We start from the raw sequence: 21087 nt of genomic DNA, 5'->3' as shown, positions 1-21087 counted from the left end.
CCGCTTTTTGTGTCGCGCTAGAAGCCTCCCCTCACCCCCTCTCCCGCCTGCGGGAGAGGGGCATTAAGCGCAGAGCGAATGCCAGGCTGCACCTGCGAGAGAAGGGCTTTCAGTGCAGTGCGGCTTCGCGGATTCGTATCAATACCCGTTCTGCTTCAACCATGCGTCAATCTGCGGCTTGCGCTCGCCACGCAGTTTCAGTCGCGTCTGGATGTTGGCGATCACCGTTTCAGCATCACGACGCGAAGTAGGTGCGATGTACTTGTCGGCATACACCTTGATCTTGTCAACCATCTGCAGGTTGTCAGCATTGGCACCCAACCCCGGGTAATAACCCGCACGCGAACTGCCATCGACCAGCGTGTCCACCTTCTCGCGATGGGCCAGCGCGAAATCAAACGCCATGTCCGCGTGCTCATCCGATACCTCACCGATCATGCCGGCACCATTGGTGGCGCCCGGTTCGTCGGTCAGCGCCATCTCCAATGCACGCTGTGCGAGCGCCTTGTCCTTCGGCATGGCCAGCAGGCTGTAGTACTGGTCACGCACCATTGACGAGGTTTCGTTCTTGGCCAGCGTGTGCAGCTTTCCCCAGGTGGCGGCGTCGGCATTGCTTGCCACTACGCCCAACACGGTGCGGCGCAGCTCCGGCGACAGCGATTCCGGATTGGCAAGGAAGGTATCGAACCGGCGACGCGCCTCTGCGATGACCTGCGCGTCATTCATTCCACCCAAGGTGCCGATCAAACTACTGCGCAGCTGGCGGGTCTGTGCCGATTCGTCCTCGCGCCCATCCCATCCCAGTGAAGCCAATGCCGGTGCCAAGCGCGAATGTGCGTACTTTCGCAGCGCTGTCTGGCGCGGCACATCTCCATCGAACATGCTGTCGATACCGCCCAGCGTGCGCGCCACCATCTGCCACAGGTCTGCGGGTGCATCTGCGGCTACCTTTGCGGTCAGGTCCAGCATGTCCGCTTCCGGCTGCAGACCGACTGCAGCCAATGCACTTGCATCCATCATCACGCCCAACTGGTCGACCACCGGCAGGCGATCAAAGCCACCGCTCAATGCCTTGAACTGCTCCGGGGCATACAACGTGCGGTAGTAACCTTTCTGCCCGGCATTGACCAGCACCGGCCCGGTGCAGCCCGGCAACTGCACGTTGCTGCTGCCATCCACCAGTGTGCGCACCTCCCCGCCGTCTGCTCCACGCAGCGTCACCGGCACACGCCAACGCAGCGGAACCTTGTCCTTGCGATCGATGGTGTACTCGCCCTGTTGCAGGGTCACCTGGGTCTTGCCATCAACGCAGGTGCTGGCGGCACGGATCAGCGGAATGCCCGGCTGCAGGGTGAAGTCATGCGCCACGTTCAGAAACTGCTTGCCCGGGGCAGCCTTGTCCATCTCGCGCCACAGGTCGTCGGTGACCGCATTGCCATAAGCGTGAGCGCTGATGTAGCTGCGCACGCCGTTGCGCCATGCATCCGCACCGACGTAGTCCTCCAGCATGCCGATCACCGCAGCGCCCTTGCCGTAGGTGATGCCGTCGAATGCCTGGCTGGCCTGCTCCACCGTCGCCACGTGCTGCACGATGGGATGGGTGGTGACATAGGCGTCCTGCCCCATCGCGCCACGGCTGACACGCGCCGCCCTGACGCCGTTGAGGTCCCACTCCGGATGCAGCTTCTGGGTAGTGCGGCCTGCCATCCAGGTGGCGAAGCCTTCGTTGAGCCACAGATCGTCCCACCAGGCCATCGTCACAAGATTGCCAAACCACTGGTGCGCGATTTCATGTGCGGCAATGCTGAAAACGCCCTGCTTGTCCGACACGCTGGATACCGCGGGGTCGACCAACAGTGAGTACTCGAAGGTAAAGATCGCGCCCCAGTTTTCCATTGCACTGAAGAACTGGCTGCTGCCCGGCGCGGCGACGTTGTCGAGCTTGGGCAGCGGATAGGCAACGCCGAAGTAATCGTTGTACTCATGGATCACATCGCGACTGGCCTCCAGCGCGAAGCGCGCCTGTTCAACCTTGCCGGTCTGCGCGATCACACCAATCTCGGTACCGTTGTCGGCCTTCACCGTCGCCCGCTCGAACTCACCGGCCGACATGAACAGCAGATACGTCGACATCTTCGGCGTGGTCTGGAACACCACCTGCTTGAGCCCATTGCCCAGCGCCTTGCTGCTGGCATCGGGCATGTTGCTGACTGCCATCTGCGCCGCCGGCACATTGAGGGTGAGATCAAAGGTCGCTTTGTAACCAGGCTCATCCCAAGACGGCATGAAACGCCGTGCATCGGAGTTTTCGAACTGAGTGAACAGCGCGCGCTTCTTGCCGCTTTCGGTTGTGTAATCCAAGGCAAACAAGCCATTGGCCTGAGTATTGATAATGCCGCTGTAGTCGGTGCTCAGCGTGTAGCGGCCGGGCAACAACGGTTTGTCGAACGCGAACGTTGCCGTCTGGTTGGCTTCATCGACGCTGACCTTGGCCGGCAGCACAGCGCCCTTCTCCGTCACCAGCTGGCTGTTGGAAAAACGCAGCGCTGCGGCCTGCAAGACAATGCTGTCGGAGGCCGACAATACGTCCAGTTCAATGCTGGCTTTGCCGTCGAACGTCATCCGTTCGGCATGCGGCGTGACTTCCACGCGGTAGTGCAGCGGCCGCGCGGTACGCGGCAATTGCGTGGTCACTTCGGTTGCAGCCGGTGCTACCACCGCCTTTACCTGTGCGTGGACCGAAACAGCACTGCTTGCCAATGCCAACGCAATGGCAGTTACCAGGGAACGACGCATCAGGTTACTCCTGAGGAGATGGATGGGTTATGCAATCCGCGAGCCTCGGATCATCCCCATCCCCATCACCATGCCGACAGCCCCGGAAGTCATGCCTGCACCGATTCTGCAACGGTTGTGACATCCCGTATGACGCCCCATCAACCTTGGTCGCATTTGATCACTTGATGCAGCAGTTGCTCCCACTCCATCTCACTCTTGGCGGCAGCCCTGCCCAGGGGAAAACCCCGCTGCTGCGGCGCACCCCGCAGGCTTGATGCCCGCGCGCGGACGCCTGCTCCCTGCCATACACTCGCGAAAATCCCGTTGCAGGCAGGGTTACAGATGCGATCGAGCAACACGGCTCCTCTTTTAGTCACCTTGGTGCCCCGGTGGCGCTTGCCCGCCTGTATCGGCTTGGCCGTGCTGCTCACTGGCGGTGTGGCGGCACAACCTGTGACAGCAACGCCCGACGTGCAGTGCAACACCGTAGTGAGCAACACCCTGCGCCCGTCGGCGCTGCCGATGAATGCCCCGTTGCCATACTGGTCAATCCAGCAACGCATGGCCGAACACAAGGTTCCGGGCGCGGCCATCGCCGTGATTCGAGATGGCAAGGTGGCCTATGCCTGCGGCTACGGCCTGCGCCAGGCCAATGGCAGCGAAGCGGTCGACGCCGACACACTTTTCTCGGTCGGTTCGGTGAGCAAGGTGGTGACGGCTGCCGCTACGCTGCGGGAAGTTGCGGCTGGCAGGCTGGCGCTGGACCACAGCGTCAACGCCTATCTGAGGTCATGGAAGATCCCGGCCAGCGGCACCTATAACCCGGACACCATCACCCTGCGCATGTTGATGTCGCATACCGCAGGGCTGACCGTCTGGGGCTTCGATGATTTCCAACCCGGCGAAGCCCTGCCCACGCTTCTGCAGACGCTGGACGGCATCAAACCCGCACGGAATGAACCGGTGCGCATCGATTTCGCGCCGGGCATGCGCATGCGGTATTCCGGTGGCGGCGTGATGGTAGAGCAGCTTGTCTTGCAGGACACCGCCGGGAAGTCGTTTGAAAAAATCGCCCGCGAATCCGTGTTCGCACCCATCGGCATGCATCGCAGTACATTCACCAATCCCTTGCCCGCCACGACAACCAATGTCGCCCATGCTCACGACAACAATGGCAACGCCGTGGCGCTGCCAACCGGCTGGGAGACCTTTCCCGAACAGGCCGCCTCGGGCTTGTGGACCAACGCCAATGAGCTGGGTGCGTTCGTGGCAACCCTGCTGAGTACCTATGCCGGCAACAGCGACTTTCTACCGCAGCCCATCGCAGTAGCGATGATGAGCGAAGTAGCGCCCAGCCAACACGGGCTGGGGCCGCGACTGGAGGGAGAAGGCAGCACGCGCATCTTTCATCACGGCGGCAGCAACGACAGTTACCGCGCGTGGATTGAGGGATATCCCGCTCACGGCGATGGCTTCGTCATTCTGACCAATGGCGCGAATGGGGGCCGCCTCGCCGCTGAGATCCGCAACGGGCTTTCCGATGCCCTGGGCCATGGTGGCAACACCGTGCTGCGGACCATCACGCTGCCGGAGACCGCCCTAGCCGACTTCGCGGGGGAATATGTGCTGCAGACCGACCTGCCCAGGGAAGTGGGCGGCAACATGATCGGCTACTTCGAGCACGACCATCTGAGCGTCACCCTGGGCCCGTCCGGCCTTGCGCTTGCCAGCGCGGACGTAACGCGTCAGCTGCAACCATTGACCCCAAACCGCTTCATCAATCCCGCGGCAGATGCTTCACAACCCCGCTACGAATTCCTGCGCGATACCCGCGGCAAAGTACATGCACTACTGGTGCAGCGTGATGGCGGCCGCGTGTACTTCCGTCGGCTGCCTACCGGCTGAGTGGCGCGCTCTCCGCATGCGCACCCCAACCAGCGCCGCCCTACATAAAAAAGCCCGCCGGCATTACCGGCGGGCGGGTGTGGCTGGTGTCGGCGCGCGGGGGAGAGAGAACCGCGCCGACACATGTCAATCAGACACGATCAGCCAAACACCTTGAAACGGGCCTCGTCTTCCACGTAGGCCTTTTCACCAAAGCCTGCTTCGTTGGAACCGAACGGCATCTGTGCACGCAGGGTCCAGCTCGCCGGCACGCCCCAGGCTTCGCGTACGGTGTCGTCCACCAGCGGGTTGTAGTGCTGCAGGCTGGCGCCGATGTCCGCGTCGGCCAGTGCGGTCCACACCGCAAACTGCGCCATGCCGTTGGACTGCTCAGCCCAAACCGGGAAATTGTCGGCGTACAGGGCGAACTGATCCTGCAGGCCCTTCACTACGTCGGTATCGATGAAGAACAGCACCGTCCCTGCGCCGGCGGCGAAGCTGTCGATCTTCTTCTCGGTGCCGGCGAATGCTTCGGCCGGCACGATCTTGCGCAGTTCGTCCTTGGCGCGGGTCCAGAACTTCTGGTTCTCGGCGCCGAACAGGATCACCGCACGCGAGGACTGCGCGTTGAAGGCCGACGGCGCTTCGCGCACGGCCTGCTTGATCAGGTGGGTGGTGTCGTTCTGGCTGATCGGCAGGTTCTTGCCGAGCGCGTACTGGGAACGACGCTTCTTGTACAGGGAGATGGCTTGGCTGCTCATGATCATTTCCTTTGGGGAAGGTAGACCGGCAACAGCGCCGATCTGTCTTGTTGGCCGCCATTCTATTTGCTTGCAAAATTAGAACAATTACTCAAATTCCAATGAATAGTTTCATTTTTAGAACAAATCGCAAGACCAAACGCGCCGGGCCTGCTGCAAGCGCAGTTTCAACCGCGAGACCCGAAACACCCCGCTCCTCGTGCTGTCAGGAATTGCTACGAAAACGGCCGAGTTCCGCAACAGCAGCCGGCGTATGACCCGGCGGCCGTGAATCTCAATCGCTACTGATTCCTTTCCGTCCCAAGCAAACAACCGATGGTTATCAGTCCCCAGTGGGTGCAAAGCCCCGCCCCACAAGGATTGCCACCCACACTGCAATGCTGGGTTCCCGCATTGCATGCGCAGCAGTAACGGACGCTGGTGATACTTGCGGGATTCCTGCAAGACGCCGTATCCATGACGCTCAATGACTTCCCCTACCTGCATGGCTTCTCCGCCAACGAGCAGACCCGGCTGCGCAAACAGGCGCGCCTGTTTGAACCGGCCGTCTTTCACGACATCGACTTCTGCAACGCCCGCCACGTACTGGAAGTAGGCAGCGGTGTGGGCGCGCAGACCGAAATTCTGCTGCGCCGCTTTCCCGACCTGCGCATCACCGGTGTGGACCTCAACGAACGGCAGCTGGCCGCCGCCAACGAGCACATGGCTCAGACGCCGTGGTTGCGTGAGCGCTGCGAATTCCAGCGCGCCGACGCCACCGATCTGCCGTTCGAGCCGCGCAGTTTCGACGGCGCCTTTCTGTGCTGGGTACTGGAACACGTGCCCTCGCCCGCCCGCGCCCTGGCCGAGGTCCGCCGTGTGTTGAGCCCGGGCTCGCCGGTGTTCGTGACCGAGGTGATGAATGCCTCCTTCCTGCTTGATCCGTACTCGCCCAACCTCTGGCGCTACTGGATGGCGTTCAACGATTTCCAGATCGACAGCGGTGGCGACCCGTTCGTCGGCGCCAAGCTGGGCAACCTGCTGCTGGCCGGCGGCTTCCGCGACGTGCAGACACAGACCAAGACCGTGCACCTGGATAACCGCGAGCCGGCACGGCGCAAAGTGATGTTCGCGCTGTGGGAAGAACTGCTGCTGTCAGCCGCCGACCAGTTGCTGGAAGCCGGCAAGGTGGATACGGCCACAGTCGAGGGAATGCGCCGCGAGTTCAATCAGGTACAGAACGACCCCAATGCGGTGTTCTTCTATTCCTTCGTGCAGGCCAGTGCCACGGTCTACTGAGTATTGGCAGCGGCGGCGGTGGGCTCAGGCGCCTGCCAGATCCGCTGCCACATCTGCGCCAGACGCTGCTTGAGAACGCCTTGGTTGCCCGCCTCGCGATACGACGGCCGCTGCTGTCGCGGCGCAGTGGCTTCCCACCGGCCATCGTGCTCGACCGCCACCGCGAAGTTGAAGTTGTAGTCCGGCTCCAGCCCCATGCGCAGATCGCTGAGCACCAGCTCGCCGTCCTTCGCCTGGGCCCGCATGAAACCGTGATTGAACCACTGCAGGCGTCGCACGGCCGGGATCTCACCGGCCTGGCGCAGCGCCTGCACATTCGATGGATATCCTTGGAACTGCATCGGCCCATGGTCCGCCCACAACGAACGGTCACCAACTACATAGCCCTGTGGCGTCATCGCCACCACGCGCCACAACAAGGTGTTGAAAGGCATCGGCACCGAGAAGCGTGGCGCATCGGCCAAGCCCATGCTGGCCAACGCCTGGTCGGCGGCACGGTCAACCTGCGCCTTGGCCAGCAACGACCAGCCCAGGTAGCCCGTACTGAGGACCAACCCAAGCACCAACGCCCGTTGCGCGAGCGGACGTGCCCGCGCCCACCACGCCACCAGACAGCCGATCAGCAGCCACACCGTGTACAGCGGGTCGATGATGAACACGCTGGACCACATGGTCGGCGGCGGCGTCAGCGGCCACCACAGTTGGGTGCCATAAACGGTGAAGGCGTCCAGCAACGGATGGGTAACCAACGCCAGCACCATTGCCCACCACCAGCGGCCCGGCGCCTCGGCGACCCGGCCATGGCCAAAGCCCCGATACAGCCACCAGATCAGCGTACCGAGCAGCGGCAGCACGAACAGCGAATGGCTGAAACTGCGGTGCACCGTCATCAGGCTCACCGGGTTGTCGGTGAAGGCTGCGATGAACAAACCATCGAGATCGGGCACGGTGCCCAACGCGGCGCCTGCCAACAGCGCGGCGCGGCGATGCCCAGCGGGGGCGATGGCGGCGGCAATGGCGCCACCAAGAACGATTTGGCTGAGGGAATCCATGCGCGGATCCTAGCAGCCAGTCACACCGCCCCCTGCTCCGGCGACCCTCTGCTTAACGAGCGGCAACATGCCTCGGCGCACAATGCACCCTTGGGGCATGACGTGTATCATGCGCACCCATCTTTCCATCCGAATTAAAGGATATTGCCTCGATGTCCAGCTACCTGTTCACCTCCGAATCGGTCTCCGAAGGCCATCCGGACAAGATTGCCGACCAGATCTCCGACGCGGTGCTGGACGCAATCCTGACCCAGGACAAACGCGCCCGCGTGGCCTGCGAAACCCTGGTCAAGACCGGTGCGGCCATCGTGGCCGGCGAAGTCACCACCTCGGCGTGGGTCGACATCGAAGACCTGACCCGCAACGTCATCAATTCGATCGGCTACGACAACTCCGACGTCGGTTTTGACGGCCACACCTGCGCCATCATCAACATGCTCGGCAAGCAGTCCGTGGACATCGCCGCCGGCGTTGATGGCAGCGGCAAGAAGACCAAGAAGCTGGAAGAACAGGGCGCTGGCGACCAGGGCCTGATGTTCGGCTACGCCTGCAACGAAGCCCCGGAGTTCATGCCGGCGCCGCTGTACTACTCGCACCGTCTGGTCGAGCAGCAGGCCAAGGTCCGCAAGAAGAAGAACTCGCCGCTGCCGTGGCTGCGTCCGGATGCCAAGAGCCAGGTCACCCTGCGCTACGGCCAGGACGGCAAGATCGAAGGCCTGGATGCCGTGGTTCTGTCGACCCAGCACGACCCGGGCGTGAAGCAGAAAGACCTGATCGAGGCCGTGCGCGAGCACATCCTCAAGCCGGTGCTGCCGAAGGCATGGCTGGACAAGCTGTCCAAGAACAAGGTGCACATCAACCCGACCGGTATCTTCGTGATCGGCGGCCCGGTGGGCGATTGCGGCCTGACCGGTCGCAAGATCATCGTCGACACCTACGGCGGCATGGCCCGTCACGGTGGCGGTGCGTTCTCGGGCAAGGATCCGTCCAAGGTTGACCGCTCGGCCGCTTACGCTGCCCGTTACGTCGCCAAGAACGTGGTTGCCGCCGGCTTGGCCGACAAGTGCGAAGTGCAGGTTTCCTACGCCATCGGCGTGGCCGAGCCGACCTCCATCTCGGTGACCACCTTCGGCACCGGCAAGATCCCGGACGCACAGATTGAAAAGCTGATCCGCGCGCACTTCGACCTGCGCCCGTACGGCATCATCAAGATGCTCGACCTGATCCACCCGATGTACCAGCAGACCGCTGCTTACGGCCACTTCGGCCGCAAGCCGAAGGAATTCTCGTACGTTGACGGCGACGGCAAGACCCAGAACGCGACCGCCTTCTCCTGGGAGAAGACCGACCGCGCCGAGGCCCTGCGCAAGGCTGCAAAGCTGAAGTAAGTTCGGCCAGCATCGCCAGCAATACCCTGACGGGCCGCGCAAGCGGCCCGTCTTCATTTGCATCTGCGCGCTTGCCAAGCATCACCCTGCCCGCACACGATGCCCGTGCATACACAAGGAGCGTTGGCATGTTTTCCGCATTGATCGGCAAGCTGTTCAAGGACAAACCCGACCCGGACCGCTTTGCCCAAAAGTTCATGGAGGCGGTGCGTGCCAAGGGCTACCCGCACGCGCTGGAATACGACGCCGACACCTTCCGTATCCGCCACGCCAACGGCTCCTACTTCAACCTGCACAACGCCTACCAGGCCTATCTGGGCGCGCCTCGCGCGCAGCAACGCAAGGCCTTGGAGTCCTTCAGTCAGTTGCTGGGCATCCATGACAACGACGAGGCGATGACGCTGGAACAGGCACGGCCTCTGCTGCGCCCGCTGATCCGCAGCATCACCCAGCTTGAGGAGATCAACCTCCACCACGCCGAGCAGGTCGGCTGGAGCGCGCCGCCTCAACAACTGCAGTACCGCCGCCTGAGCGAGGAGTGCGTGGAGTTGCTGGCCGTGGATCACCCGGATCACACCGCCACCCTCACCCGGGGCCCGCTGGAGGAATGGGGCATCAGCTTCGACCAGGCACTAGCCATTGCCCGTGCCAATCTGCGCCAAAGCCCGGACGAGCCGTTCGTGGAAGTGGCGCCGGGCGTCTACCAGGCCGCGTGGGGTGATGCCTACGACAGCAGCCGCGTCCTGCTGCCGGATCTGCTGCATCGGGTCCCGGTTGCTGGCCTCCCGGTGTTCATGCTGGCCACCCGCGACATGCTGCTGGTCACCGGTGAGCGCGACCTGCAGGCGCAGGCCCATATGTTGGAAATGGCAGGCGAGGCCTTTGCCGACGGCCGCGTCATCTCCTGGGAGGTGCTGCGCTACGACGAAGGGCAGTTGCACGCGCACGTTCTGGCCGATGCAGCGTTGCGCGAAAAGCAGCGGCAGCTACGGCTGGAGCTGGACGCAGGTGCCTATGCGATGCAGAAGCAACTGCTGGACCGTGTGTGCCAGGCGCACGAGGAAGATGTTTTCGTCGCCAACTTCATGGTCCACAACGAAGAACAGCATTCCTTATGCGCCTGGACCGAAGGCGTGGCCAGCTCCCTGCCGCGTACTGATCGCATCGTGCTGGTCATACCCACCCATGATGACGACGCGGACACCCTGATCGTCGATTGGGAAAAAGCCCAACCCATTCTCGGCCACCTGTTGCAGAAAGACGCCCGGCACATCCATCCACCACGCTACCTCACGCTCGGCTTCCCCGATGCCGGCATGCGTGCACGCCTGCAGGCACTCTGAGCCAATTCCTGATTACGCCCATTGAGCATGACGATGCACTACCATCGCCGACATGGGAAAGGATGACCGTAGACCGATTGCCGCCCGTTCCACCGGCTGGGCCCGCGCCCTGAGTGCCGCGCTGGTGCGTTCCTCCATCACACCGAACCAGATCTCGGTACTGAGCATCTTCTTCGCCGCCATTGGCGCAGCTGCCCTGCTCCATTGGCCCGGCATTGCGGGCCTGATCACCTGCGCCGTCTGCATACAGCTGCGCCTGATCTGCAACCTGCTCGACGGCATGGTCGCGATGGAAGGTGGCAAGCAAACCCCGACTGGCGCGCTCTACAACGAATACCCCGACCGCATCGCCGACTCACTGTTGATCGTCGCCCTGGGTTACGCCGCCGGCCTGCCATGGGTGGGCTGGCTGGGTGCCCTGCTCGCCGCGCTGACCGCCTACGTGCGTCTGTCCGGCGCCAGTCTCGGCTTGCCCCAGGATTTTCGTGGGCCGATGGCCAAGCAGCACCGAATGGCCGTGCTCACCGCAGCCTGCCTGCTGGCCTTGATCGAAGTGCTGGTCACGCACACCGCTTACGTACTGCCGACGGCTGCCGTCGTTATCGCAGCAGGATCGCTGCTGACCTGCATCACCCGCATGCGCGCTATCGCCGTGCAACTCAATGTGCGCTCGTGATGCTGTCGCGCCTGCTGGTTGCGACGGTCAAGATCTTCATCGGCGCTTATCCGCGCTGGATCGGCAGCCGCCCCACGGATATCCAACGTATCTATTTCGCCAATCATTCCAGCCATCTGGACACAGTGGCTCTGTGGTCAGCATTGCCGCCTGCGCTGCGCGAGCACACCCGTCCAGTAGCTGCACGCGACTATTGGAGCAAGGGCATCCGCAAGGTCATCGCCAACAAGGGCTTCAATGCGGTGCTGATCGAACGTGATCGCAACAAGTGCGAAGGCGACCCTCTGCAACCCTTGTACGACGCACTGGATGCCGGTGATTCGCTGATCCTGTTCCCCGAAGGCACGCGCAACCACGAAGAACTGCTGCTGCCCTTCAAGGCCGGTTTGTTCCATCTGGCGCAGCGGTACCCGCATGTGGAACTGGTGGCGGTACATCTGGACAACGCGCGCCGCGCGCTGCCCAAGGGCAGCATGGTGCCGGTGCCACTGGTATGCACGGTGCGTTTCGGCGCCCCGCTCAATCGCATCGTCGACGAAGACAAGGTGCAGTTCCTTGAACGCGCCCGGCAAGCCGTGGTGGATCTGGCATGAACAACGTGTTCCAACATCTGCCGCTCGGCAGCTTTCTGCACCAGGCCATTGACCGTGCGCCGCCGAAGTTCTGGTGGATGATCGGCGGTGTGATCGGCGTGCTGGTGCTGGCCAGTGTGATCGGCTTCATTCTGGGCCGTATCAAACCCGGCTCGGTGGTCGACAACCTCAACGCCCGCATCCGCGCGTGGTGGGTGATGGCCGGCGTGCTGCTGGTCTGCTTCCTGATGGGCAAGATCGCCACGCTGGTTTTCTTCGGCCTGCTTTCATTCTTCGCGCTGCGCGAGTTCATTTCGCTTACGCCAACGCGGCGCGGCGACCACCTGGCGCTGTGCCTGTGCTTCTATGTCGCCATTCCGCTGCAGTACTGGCTGATCGGCATCGATTGGTACGGCCTGTTCGTCATGTGCATTCCGGTCTACGGCTTTCTGGCGTTACCGGCAATTTCCGCACTGTCCGGCGACACCGAGAATTTCCTGGAGCGAAATACCAAGATCCAGTGGGGCGTAATGCTCACCGTGTTCTGCTTGAGCCACGCGCCAGCGTTGATGCTGCTGCGCATTCCCGGCTACGAAGGCCAGAACCTGATGCTGTTGTTCTACCTGCTGCTGGTCGTGCAGCTGAGTGACGTGCTGCAGTACGTGTTCGGCAAATTGTTCGGCAAGCATCTGCTCGCACCACTGGTAAGCCCTTCCAAGACGGTCGAAGGCTTGGTCGGCGGCGGGCTGGCCGCTACGGGCGTCGGTGCTGCACTGTATTGGATCACTCCGTTCACTCCCCTGCAGTCGGCCGCGTTGTCACTGCTGATCGTGATCTGCGGCTTCCTCGGCGGGTTGGCGCTGTCTGCAGTGAAGCGCAGCCTCGGCGCCAAGGATTGGGGCGAGATGATCGAAGGCCATGGTGGCATTCTCGACCGGTTGGATTCGGTCGTGTTCTCCGCGCCGGTGTTCTTCCATGTAGTGCGCTACAACTTCCAGTAATCGCTCAAAGCCCTTTTCCCGGACACGGGCGTGGGGTTGGAGTGAAGGCAATCCCCTGCCCCACTGAGAAGTTCCCCGGGCCCAGAGTTCCACTGCACAAGCGCACCATCATCTGCATCTGAACACCACGCAGCGCGCAGGGTGTTCCGTCATGCACCAGCAAGCCGCCTGGCTTCGCCCCTTAACGGGAGAAGGGGAACGCATCATTCCTGCGATCGGACTATCGCCACCACCCGCGCTGGAGTAGCCTGCGGCTCCTGCTGTCGTGGTGTTGCCCATCATGTCCGAATCCAAATCCCACCAGTTGTCGATGACTGTTTTGATGACGCCGGAGATGGCAAATTTCTCTGGAAAAGTGCACGGCGGCTCGGTGCTGCGCCTGCTCGACCAAGTGGCCTATGCCTGCGCCAGCCGCTACGCCGGCAACTATGTCGTCACGCTGTCGGTGGACCAGGTGATGTTCCGCCAGCCCATCGCCGTCGGTGAGCTGGTCACCTTTCTGGCCTCGGTGAACTACACCGGCACCTCCTCACTGGAAGTAGGCATCAAGGTCGTGGCCGAGGACATCCGCAAAGCCAGCGTGCGCCACGCCAACAGCTGCTTTTTCACCATGGTGGCGGTGGATGATCACGGCAAGCCAACGCCGGTGCCGCCGTTGCTGCCGGAAACCAGCGATGAGAAACGCCGCTTCGCCGCCGCGCAGATACGCCGCCAGCTGCGGCAGGAGATGGAGCAACGTCATCTGGAACTGCTCAAGAGCAATCCGTCCGGCGAGGCTGACTTCCCCGTAGATGCGGCATAAGCCGCGAAGCTGCTGACACCGAGGAGGCAGCAAACCTCTCCTGCCTAGCGGTCCCATCGCCTTCGGCGCAAGACAGGAAGTTTGAGACCCGCATGCGGCAGTCCTGCAACCCGGGTAAACACGGCACGCCCGGGTACAGGAGATAACGGCGCGTTCGAGAGGCTCCAGATCCGCGAGCCAAACAAACGTTGCTGACACGACTGAATCACGCACTTCCCAGGTGCGTTTTGCGCACCCGGGTTGCGTGCGTTCGCAGTTCATGTGGTTACTGTGATCAACCGGTGTTCTGCACGCCCTGCGAGACGCCGTTGACGCAAGCCACCAGCGCGCGCAGCAGCGATTCATCCTCACGCCCACTTGCGCGCCAGCGCTGCAGCAGATCCACCTGCAACGTGCTGATCGGGTCGATGTAAGGGTTGCGCAGGCGAATGGAAAGCGCCAGTCGCGGGTCGTGTTCCAGCAACTCCTGCTGGCCACTCAAGCGCTTCACCCAATGCGCGGTCAGCGCCAGTTCTTCGCGGATTACCGGGAAGAACCGCTCATGCAGCGGCCCCGCCAAGCGCGAGAACTGCTCGGCGATATGGATGTCGCCCTTGCTCAGCACCATCGACATGTCATCGAGGAAGGTTTCGAAGAACGGCCAGTCGTGCGCCATTTCCCGCAGTAACTCTTCATGGCCGGCATCGGCCGCCGCCTGCAGGCCACTGCCCACGCCGAACCAACCGGGGATCACCGCACGCGCCTGGCTCCAGGCAAACACCCATGGAATGGCGCGCAGGTTGGTCAGCGCCGCGTCCTCACCGAGTCGACGCGATGGGCGCGAGCCCAATGTCATGCGCTCGATCACATCAATCGGCGTCGCCTGGCGGAAATAGCTCATGAACTCTGCATCGCCAACAAACGCGCGATACGCACGTGAACTCTGCTCGGCCACCACACCCATCACCGGCTTCCACTGTTCCTCGCGCGGCTCAGCCTCACGCGGGCGCAGGCTGGCGCGCAGCACGGCGCCGGCGGACTGCTCCAGCGAGCGCAGCGCCAACGCACGGATGCCGTACTTGCGGTGGATCACCTCGCCCTGCTCCGTCACGCGCAGACGGCCGTCAATGCTGCCGCGCGGCGATGCGTTCACTGCGAGGGTGGTCTTGGTGCCGCCCCGGCTGATCGACCCGCCCCGCCCGTGGAAGAAGGTCAGGTGCACACCAAACTCGCTGGCCACTTCCAGTAATTCCACCTGGGCCTGCTGCAGCCCCCAGCGTGATGCGGCAATACCACCGTCCTTGCCGCTGTCCGAGTAACCCAGCATCACCATCTGCACGTCATCGCGTGCGGCCAGGTGTGCACGATAGACAGGATCGGCCAGCAGGTCGCGCAGCGTGACGGTGCCGCGCCGCAAGTCGTCCACCGTTTCAAACAGGGGCGCGATGTCCAGCGGTACCGCATTGCCCGCGTCCAACAAGCCGCCACGTCGCGCCAGCGCCAACACGGCAAGTACGTCGCCACGATCATGCGCCATCGAAATGATGTAACTGCCCAAAGCATCGGCGCCATGACGGTGGCGTGCATCGGCCATTGCACCGAACACTTTATCCAGACGTTGACCTGCTTCATCGGCCCCGTGTGCCAGCGATGACTCACCCGATGCATACGGCGAAAGCGTCTGCGCACGCGTTGTATCGTCCAATGCCTCGAATGCTTCCTGCCCGCCCAGCACTTCAGCCAACGCACGCGAATGCACGCTGGACTCCTGACGTACATCCAATCGCGCCAGATGAAACCCGAAGGTACGCACGCGCCACAACAGGCGGCGCACGGAGAACCAACCGGCATGCTTGCCCTTGTTTGCTTCCAGGCTGTCGAGAATCAGCTGGATATCGCCAATGAATTCCTCCGGCGACGCGTACGCCGCCGGCGCATCGGCCAAGGTGGCTTGCAGGCGCGCACGCATGCGGTCATTGAGCAACCGATACGGCATGTCGGCATGACGCGGACGCGATTCCACATCCGGCAGCAGCTGACGGTACTCGGCCACCCGCGCCACGACCGCATCGCTGACACCCACCAACTCGGTGGATTGGCTGAGCAGGCTGGCCAGCCCGAGCATGTCTTTGATGTACAGCTCCAACACTGCTGCACGTTGTGCGTTCAACGTCGCGGTGATGGTGCTGGCATCCACATTGGGATTGCCGTCCATGTCACCGCCTACCCACGTGCCGAAACGCACCAATCGCGGCAACGGTAGAGTGCGGCCCCACGTATCGCGCAGCGCCTGCTCCAGCGATTCATAGAACACCGGGATCACCCGGTACAACACGCGCGTGAGATAGAAACCCACATGCTCGCGTTCGTCATCAACGGTGGGACGTACCGGCGAGGAATCAGCGGTCTGCCAGGACGCAGTGAGCGCCATGCGGAAACGGGCGGCATCGGTAGCCTGCTCGCCTGGCGTGCGCTGGCCGTCGAGGTTGTCGACCAGCGAGGCCACCATCAACTGTTCTTTTTCCAGCAATGCACGACGCACGGCTTCGGTGGGGTGCGCGGTGAACACCGGCTCGATGTCGATGCGCGGCAACCATTGCGCCAATTCTTCAAGCGACACGCCCTGCGCCTTGAGGGCGAGCAAGGCGTCGTGCAGGCCATCCGGTTGCGGGCGTTTTGTGCCTGCACGTTGATAGTCGCGGCGGCGTCGAATGCGGTGCACGCGCTCGGCGATGTTCACTACCTGGAAATAGGTACTGAATGCACGCACCAATGCTTCGGCTTCGCGCGGCGAACGGCCGCCCAGTTGCGTGATCAACGTGGCCAGCGGCGTATTGCTTTCGCGGCGTGCAATGGCGGCGGTGCGCACGTCTTCCACTTCATCGAGGAAGCTGGGCGAAACTTGTTCGGAAAGAAGGTCGCCGACCAAAGTACCGAGGCGGCGCACATCGTCGCGCAACGGCAGGTCGGGGGTGGCAAAGACTACGCTGCTACGGTACTCGTTCATCTACGACGTACAAGCCTTGAGAGCGGAAACGCGTCAAGCCTACCCGAAAAAACAGTTGGTTTTTGCAGTGCATCAAACCTGCAGATAGTTGCATTTGCATATTGTCCGACGCTTGTCCGTGCAGACAGCACAACGGGGCGAAGCCGCCCCGTTGTGGACACGCATTGTCGTGGATTGAGTCTACGAGAACGGAGGAACACCCCGCCCCTGCCCCCCTTTCGTGGCACGAAAGGGGGCCGATTCAATCAACGCTTCTTCGCATCACCCGGCTTCGGTGCAGCCAGCCACTTGTCCAACCACGACTCACTCTCCGCCAGCATGGTCATGATCGATTCGCGTGCGCGGTAGCCATGCGATTCGTTGGGCAACATGACCAGACGCGAGGTTCCACCCAGGCCCTTCACCGCGGCGAACATGCGCTCGCTCTGGACCGGGAACGTACCGGAGTTGTTGTCATCCTGGCCATGAATGAACAGGATCGGATCCTTGATCTTGTCTGCGTAGTTGAACGGAGACATCTTCAAATACACGTCCTGCGCCTGCCAGTAATTGCGCTCTTCAGCCTGGAAACCGAACGGCGTGAGCGTGCGGTTGTACGCCCCCGAACGCGCGATGCCCGCCTTGAACAGGCGTGTGTGTGCGAGCAGGTTGGCGGTCATGAAGGCACCGTAGGAATGTCCACCCACGGCGATGCGTTCGCGGTCACCCACACCACGCTTGACCACCTCATCCACCGCCGCCTCTGCGCTGGCAACCAGCTGCTGGACATACGTGTCGTTCGGCTCGGCATCGCCTTCACCGATGATCGGCATGGTCGGATTGTTGAGCACCACGTACCCCTTGGCCAGAAACGCCTGCGGGCCCCAGTAGCTGACCGCGTTGAAGCGGTACTTGGAACCGGTGACCTGGCTGGCGTCCTCGGCAGATTTGAACTCGGCCGGGTAAGCCCACATCAGCACCGGGCGCGGACCGTCCTTCTTCGGGTCGTAACCGGGCGGCAGCAGGAGGTCGGCGGTGAGTTCCACGCCATCGTTGCGCTTGTAGCGGACCTGCTCCTTCTTCACTCCGCGCAGCTGCGGCAACGGATGCGCGAAATGCGTCAGCTCCACCGGCGTGGCATCGGCAGCCAGGCCGCGTGCGAACAGGTTGGCCGGTACATCGTTGGATTCGCGATAAGTGAGGATCCGCGCGTTGTCACCTTCAATGATGGTCAATGGCATTTCGTAGTAAGGCGCCTGCGAATGGAACAGGCGCTCACTCTTGCCGCTGACCAGGTTGATGCGATCCAGGAATGGACGATCACCTTCCGCCGACGCGCCATCGCCGATGCGATAGAAACTGCTGCCATCGGCGCTGAGCTGCAGGCGTACGCGGCCTGCATCATCGGTCTGCAACAGCGGTTCACCCGGATCGCTGTAACGGTCGTCCTCGGAACGTTCGGACAGCAGCGTCGGGGCCTGCTGCAGATTGTCCGGGCTGATCTTCCACTGCTTCACCTGGCGGGTCTTCCACCAATATTCGTCCAGCAGTGCGACATCGCCGCTGCTCCAGGTGATGCCGGCATAGCGCGACCCCAACTGCGCCAGCGTGACCGGCGGCTTCTCAAACGGCGCTGCCTGCAGCAGTACGGCGTCACGGATGGCCGCCTCACGGGAAGGATCGCCCCCATCCTGCGCTTCCGCCCACACCAATGTGGCCGGTGCATCAGCACGCCAGGCAATCGAACGCACGCCGGTGGGTACCGCGTCGTTGCCGGTCGGCAGGCCATCCACCAGTGGCAGCTTGGCGACCGTGTGCACGAACTTGCCTTGCGCATCCAGCACGTCGATATGACGTGGGAAGCGGCTCACCGGCACCGCGTAGGAGAACGGCCGCTCCACGCGCTGGCTGAGCAGGTAATTGCCGTCCGGCGAGGACGACAGGCCCAGGTACAGACCCGGCGCGCCAACCGGCGTGGCTTGGCCATTGATTGCAACGCGGACCGGCTGCGCCTTCAGGTAATACTCGAACAGGCGCGCGTCATCTTCGTTTTTCAGCAGGTCCTGGTAGGTACGCACCGTGCGCACGCCCTGGCCGGCGATGGTTTCTTGCACGGCTGGGCCGGTCGGAATGCCGTCGCCCTTCGGCGGCTCGCCCTGCCCGGCCGGACGCTGCAGCACCAGCAGCGCGTCGCCACCCGGCAGCCAGGCATAACCATTGCCGACGATGCTGTTCAGGTTTTCAGCCACGCGGCGGGCGCTGCCCGATTCGACATCCACCAGCCACAGCTCATTGGCGCCGGTTGCCGGGTTCAGCTGGTTGAACGCGAGGTATTTCTGGTCGGGCGACCACGCCAACGATGCCACCGACAGCGGCTGCGGCAGACCGCTGATCTGGCGCTCGGCGCCGTCGCTGTTGGACACCAGCCACAGCTTGTTGCCGAACGAGAAGCGGCTGTCGGACACGGTCTTGGGGTTGATGCGCAGGCCCGCGAGCTTCAGCTCCGGTGCCGCCACCTGGGCGATGGACGGCAGCGGCGGGGTCTGCAACAGCGCTGTCAGGTCTCGCTTGGGGGACAGGTACAGGCTCGGCGCGCGCGGGGCGTCCACCACGGCCTGTAAGGCTGCCGACGGCAGCTGATAGCCTTCGCCCTGGGCCGCCTTCTGCGTCGCTACCGGGCTCAGCGCAAGCACCGGCGGCACCGCCAGCAGCAGGCCGGCGCACAACACCAATACGGCCGAAGCCCGCTTGGCACGACGGACGGGGAACTTGTTCATGGCAATCCTCAACAACGGGGCAATCGACCAACTTAACAATCTCTGTCGCTAATCTCCCCTGCCGTTGGTTGGGCAGCGGGCGTTGCACTGCCGCCGCGATATAATCACCGGCCCGTTCCGAGGGGCGCTGCGACCGTTGGGTGGACCTCCACACCGGCCAGGCTCGGACGGCTTTCATGCAACAACGGCGCCCGGCGAACGCGAGCCTGCTCGCACCACACCGGAGCTATAAATGAACGTTGCTGCCAAGACCTTCTCGCAGGAAGGCGATTACAAGGTTGCTGATATCTCGCTGGCCGATTGGGGCCGCAAGGAACTGGACATCGCCGAGCACGAGATGCCGGGCCTGATGTCGATCCGTCGCAAGCATGCTGCCACCCTGCCGCTGAAGGGCGTGCGCGTGACCGGCTCGCTGCACATGACCATCCAGACCGCCGTGCTGATCGAGACCCTGAAGGACATCGGCGCCGACGTGCGCTGGGCCTCGTGCAACATCTTCTCGACCCAGGACCACGCCGCCGCTGCGATCGCCGCCTCCGGCACGCCGGTGTTCGCCTGGAAGGGCGAGTCGCTGGAAGAATATTGGGACTGCACGCTCGACGCGCTGACCTTCACCCTGGCCGACGGCACCCTGACCGGCCCGGAGCTGGTGGTTGACGACGGTGGCGACGTCACCCTGCTGATCCACAAGGGCTACGAGCTCGAGAACGGCAGCAACTGGGTCAACGAACCGGCTGCCTCGCACGAAGAACAGGTCATCAAGAACCTGCTCAAGCGCGTTGCCACCGAGCGTCCGGGTTATTGGGCGCGCGTGGTCAAGGACTGGAAGGGTGTCTCCGAAGAGACCACCACCGGCGTGCACCGCCTGTACCAGTTGGCCCAGGCCGGCACCCTGTTGATCCCGGCAATCAACGTCAACGACTCGGTCACCAAGAGCAAGTTCGACAACCTGTACGGCTGCCGCGAGTCGCTGGCCGACGGCCTGAAGCGCGCGATGGACGTGATGCTGGCCGGCAAGGTTGCCGTGGTCTGCGGCTACGGTGACGTGGGCAAGGGCTGCGCCGCGTCGCTGCGTGCCTACGGCGCCCGCGTCGTGGTCACCGAGATCGACCCGATCTGCGCCCTGCAGGCTGCGATGGAAGGCTTCGAGGTCAACACCCTCGAATCCACCCTGGGCCGTGCCGACCTGTACGTCACCACCACCGGCAACAAGGACATCATCCGCATCGAGCACCTGAGCGCGATGAAGGACCAGGCCATCGTCTGCAACATCGGCCACTTCGACAACGAGATCCAGGTCGATGCACTGGTGGGCTTCCCGGGCGTGCAGCACGTCAACATCAAGCCGCAGGTGGACAAGTACATCTTCCCGAACGGCAACGCGATCTTCCTGCTGGCCGAGGGCCGCCTGGTCAACCTGGGCTGCGCCACCGGCCACCCGAGCTTCGTGATGTCCAACTCGTTCGCCAACCAGACGCTCGCGCAGATCGACCTGTGGGCCAACAAGGACAGCTACGAGAACAAGGTGTACTTGCTGCCGAAGAAGCTGGACGAAGAAGTGGCGCGTCTGCACCTGGAAAAGATCGGCGTGAAGCTGACCACCCTGACCAAGGACCAGGCCGATTACATCGGCGTGCCGGTGGACGGCCCGTTCAAGCCGGAACATTACCGCTACTGATCGGCAAAGCATCTGCTTTTGCTCAAGCCCCTCCCCCGCCATGCGGCAGAGGGGTCGGGGTGAGGGGAAGCTTCTGGCAAGCAGATTTATGGCTTTGGAAGCGCCCTCATCCGCCCCTTCGGGGCACCTTGT

Annotated in this window: 14 protein-coding genes and 1 riboswitch; of the genes, 9 read left to right on the top strand and 5 right to left on the bottom strand. The window is 62.9% G+C overall.

Annotated features, from left to right (window positions below; translation table 11 throughout):
- Window positions 1-138: 138 nt before the first annotated feature.
- The gene (locus tag PAN08_RS06055) at window positions 139-2796 is read right to left on the bottom strand and encodes a M1 family metallopeptidase (RefSeq protein ID WP_269790573.1); all 2658 of its coding nucleotides are present in this window, start codon (window positions 2794-2796) and stop codon (window positions 139-141) included.
- A gap of 378 nt (window positions 2797-3174) precedes the next feature.
- Between PAN08_RS06055 and PAN08_RS06050 the strand changes: the two genes are divergently transcribed.
- A complete protein-coding gene (locus tag PAN08_RS06050) occupies window positions 3175-4683 on the top strand; it encodes a serine hydrolase domain-containing protein (protein WP_269790572.1) in 1509 nt (502 codons plus the stop codon).
- A 140-nt stretch (window positions 4684-4823) separates the two neighbouring features.
- Here the strand turns inward: PAN08_RS06050 and PAN08_RS06045 are convergent, their stop codons facing one another.
- Window positions 4824-5423, bottom strand: coding sequence for a nitroreductase family protein (locus tag PAN08_RS06045; protein WP_269790571.1), 600 nt, complete (start codon window positions 5421-5423; stop codon window positions 4824-4826).
- 456 nt (window positions 5424-5879) lie between these two features.
- On the opposite strand from PAN08_RS06045, the gene PAN08_RS06040 reads away from it, so the two are divergent.
- Window positions 5880-6701 (top strand): methyltransferase domain-containing protein, encoded by an 822-nt coding sequence (locus PAN08_RS06040; RefSeq protein WP_269790570.1) that lies wholly within the window; start codon window positions 5880-5882, stop codon window positions 6699-6701.
- Here the strand turns inward: PAN08_RS06040 and PAN08_RS06035 are convergent.
- Window positions 6695-7753, bottom strand: a complete 1059-nt coding sequence (locus PAN08_RS06035; RefSeq protein ID WP_269790569.1) for a metal-dependent hydrolase — start codon at window positions 7751-7753, stop codon at window positions 6695-6697. The genes PAN08_RS06040 and PAN08_RS06035 overlap by 7 nt on opposite strands.
- 152 nt (window positions 7754-7905) lie before the next feature.
- On the opposite strand from PAN08_RS06035, the gene metK reads away from it, so the two are divergent.
- From metK to PAN08_RS06005, 6 genes are all read left to right on the top strand, one after another.
- Window positions 7906-9141, top strand: coding sequence for a methionine adenosyltransferase (gene metK, locus PAN08_RS06030; protein WP_269790568.1), 1236 nt, complete (start codon window positions 7906-7908; stop codon window positions 9139-9141).
- Between the two features lie 128 nt (window positions 9142-9269).
- Window positions 9270-10484, top strand: a complete 1215-nt coding sequence (locus PAN08_RS06025) for a hypothetical protein (RefSeq protein WP_269790567.1) — start codon at window positions 9270-9272, stop codon at window positions 10482-10484.
- Between the two features lie 52 nt (window positions 10485-10536).
- Window positions 10537-11160 carry a CDP-alcohol phosphatidyltransferase family protein gene (locus PAN08_RS06020; RefSeq protein WP_269790566.1) on the top strand — a complete coding sequence of 208 codons (624 nt, stop codon included), beginning with the start codon at window positions 10537-10539 and terminating at the stop codon, window positions 11158-11160.
- Entirely contained in the window at window positions 11160-11753 is a 594-nt protein-coding gene (locus tag PAN08_RS06015) for a lysophospholipid acyltransferase family protein (protein ID WP_269790565.1), read from the top strand. Before PAN08_RS06020 ends, PAN08_RS06015 begins: the two co-directional genes overlap by 1 nt.
- Before the next feature lie 77 nt (window positions 11754-11830).
- Complete coding sequence (locus PAN08_RS06010; RefSeq protein ID WP_269791186.1) at window positions 11831-12733, top strand: phosphatidate cytidylyltransferase; 903 nt, start codon at window positions 11831-11833, stop codon at window positions 12731-12733.
- Window positions 12734-13013: 280 nt separating this feature from the next.
- The gene (locus PAN08_RS06005; protein ID WP_332840089.1) at window positions 13014-13535 is read left to right on the top strand and encodes an acyl-CoA thioesterase; all 522 of its coding nucleotides are present in this window, start codon (window positions 13014-13016) and stop codon (window positions 13533-13535) included.
- Between the two features lie 274 nt (window positions 13536-13809).
- On the opposite strand, the gene ppc is transcribed toward PAN08_RS06005, so the two are convergent.
- A complete protein-coding gene (gene ppc / locus PAN08_RS06000) occupies window positions 13810-16521 on the bottom strand; it encodes a phosphoenolpyruvate carboxylase (protein WP_269790564.1) in 2712 nt (903 codons plus the stop codon).
- Window positions 16522-16766: 245 nt separating this feature from the next.
- Complete coding sequence (locus tag PAN08_RS05995; RefSeq protein WP_269790563.1) at window positions 16767-19277, bottom strand: prolyl oligopeptidase family serine peptidase; 2511 nt, start codon at window positions 19275-19277, stop codon at window positions 16767-16769.
- A 113-nt stretch (window positions 19278-19390) separates the two neighbouring features.
- Window positions 19391-19477, top strand: a riboswitch (S-adenosyl-L-homocysteine riboswitch).
- Between the two features lie 32 nt (window positions 19478-19509).
- Between PAN08_RS05995 and ahcY the strand changes: the two genes are divergently transcribed.
- Window positions 19510-20955, top strand: coding sequence for an adenosylhomocysteinase (gene ahcY / locus PAN08_RS05990; RefSeq protein ID WP_269790562.1), 1446 nt, complete (start codon window positions 19510-19512; stop codon window positions 20953-20955).
- Window positions 20956-21087: the final 132 nt, after the last annotated feature.

Origin of the sequence: Stenotrophomonas sp. Iso1 (genome assembly GCF_027497995.1) — a bacterium.
Classification (GTDB): domain Bacteria; phylum Pseudomonadota; class Gammaproteobacteria; order Xanthomonadales; family Xanthomonadaceae; genus Stenotrophomonas.
The sequence above is the reverse complement of the archived record's forward strand: the minus strand, read 5'-3'. Positions and strand labels throughout refer to the sequence as shown.